The 1,908-nt window shown below is 38.8% G+C and carries 1 protein-coding gene; it reads left to right on the top strand.

Translation table 11 applies throughout. From position 1 onward, the window contains the following. The first annotated feature begins 354 nt into the window (after nucleotides 1-354). Nucleotides 355-1,863: a sodium/proline symporter PutP gene (gene putP / locus A1D25_RS07345; RefSeq protein WP_157395047.1), complete on the top strand. Its 1,509-nt coding sequence runs from the start codon at nucleotides 355-357 to the stop codon at nucleotides 1,861-1,863. Nucleotides 1,864-1,908: the final 45 nt, after the last annotated feature.

Below are 1,908 nucleotides of genomic sequence, written 5' to 3' on the forward strand. Positions count from 1 at the left end.
AATGCTCATTTTGCTAAAACATTAGATAAGAGTACTATTTCTGGCGAAATTAATAGTAATAAAATGGGTAAAATTACCTTAGTATAATTGGATACAACAAATTGGGGTTTGTCAGCGGTCTCGGGCAAATTATATTTGCCCTTATATTTTTCTAATAAAAATATATTCAAAGAAAAATGTTAAGCACTTCTCATAATTGTTAAAATGTTGTAATTGATTTTCGCTGTTTAAGCTATAATGCCCTTGTCGCATTAATGGATAAATTTTAGGCTTTCAATGTGCCATTTATACATAGGCTGGATTTTCCTGTTATATTTAATGCTTTATATCTACTTATCATAGGAGAACTGGGCTATGTTTGGTTTTGATCCAACAACAACCACATTCCTAATTTATATTATCGGAATGATCTTAATCGGCTTTATTGCCTACCGTTTTACACATAATTTATCAGACTATATTCTTGGTGGTCGCCGTTTGGGGAGCTTTGTAACAGGGCTTTCCGCTGGAGCATCGGATATGTCGGGTTGGCTATTAATGGGGCTGCCTGGGGCAGTTTATGCGGCTGGTTTAGTCGAGGGCTGGATTGCGATTGGCTTAACGATTGGGGCTTATTTAAACTGGCTTTTTGTTGCTGGGCGTTTGCGTGTTCACACGGAATATAATGCCAATGCACTGACGTTACCTGACTATTTCCATCATCGTTTTGGTGACAACACCAAAGTTCTTAAAATTGTTTCTGCCAGTATTATTCTTTTCTTCTTTGCCATTTATTGTGCCTCTGGCGTAGTTGCTGGGGCGCGTTTATTTGAAAACTTATTCGGTGTGCCTTATTCCACTGCATTATGGTATGGTGCATTAGCAACAATTATTTATACCTTTATTGGTGGTTTCCTTGCAGTAAGCTGGACAGATACTATCCAAGCGACTTTAATGCTATTTGCACTCTTTTTAACCCCAATTTTCGTATTAATTCACTTGGGGGGCTTTGAGCAAACACATACTGTGATTGTACAAGCAGGGGAAGCTGTTAATAAGGATTTCACTGATTTATTTACAGGTACAACATTTATTGGGCTATTAAGCCTATCCGCTTGGGGATTAGGCTATTTCGGACAGCCGCATATTTTGGCACGTTTTATGGCAGCAGATAGTGTGAAATCTATTCCTAACGCACGCCGTATTAGTATGATTTGGATGATTATCTGCTTATTTGGTGCGGTTGGAATTGGTTTCTTCGGACAGGCTTATTTCTTTGCAAATCCTGAGCAAGCTGCTGTGGTTAATCAGAACCACGAGCAAGTGTTTATTGAACTCTCTAAATTATTGTTTAACCCTTGGATTGCAGGGATTTTATTATCCGCAATTTTAGCGGCGGTAATGAGTACGCTAAGTTGCCAATTATTGATCTGCTCAAGTGCGATTACTGAAGATTTCTATAAAGGAATGTTACGTCCAAATGCAAGTCAAAAAGAGCTAGTGTGGCTTGGTCGTATTATGGTGTTAGCAATTTCGGTGTTGGCAATTTTATTAGCTCAAGATCCAAATAGTAAAGTATTAGGTCTAGTTTCTTACGCTTGGGCTGGCTTTGGTTGTGCTTTTGGGCCAGTGGTGGTTTTATCGCTGTTTTGGAGACGAATGAATACGGCAGGGGCAATGGCTGGAATGCTAACAGGTGCATTAGTAGTGGTATTTTGGAATGATGTTGTGCCAAATAGCGGTATTTATGAAATGATCCCTGGTTTTATTTTGGCGACTATTGCGATTGTGATTGTGTCACTGATTACGCCAGCACCTAAAGAGACGATCACTGAAACTTTTGATAAGGCAAAAAAAGCCTATCATTCTGAAATGAGTAAATAAAGATAAAGGCGGTGGGATATATCCTTTAGACTGATGACAAACCCC

It is taken from the genome of Ursidibacter arcticus (genome assembly GCF_009761375.1).
GTDB classification, from domain to species: domain Bacteria; phylum Pseudomonadota; class Gammaproteobacteria; order Enterobacterales; family Pasteurellaceae; genus Ursidibacter; species Ursidibacter arcticus.

Bases quoted from the DNA above. Each gene is read 5' to 3' on its own strand.
- putP (WP_157395047.1), top strand. From the start codon at position 355: ATGTTTGGTTTTGATCCAACAACAACCACATTCCTAATTTATATTATC.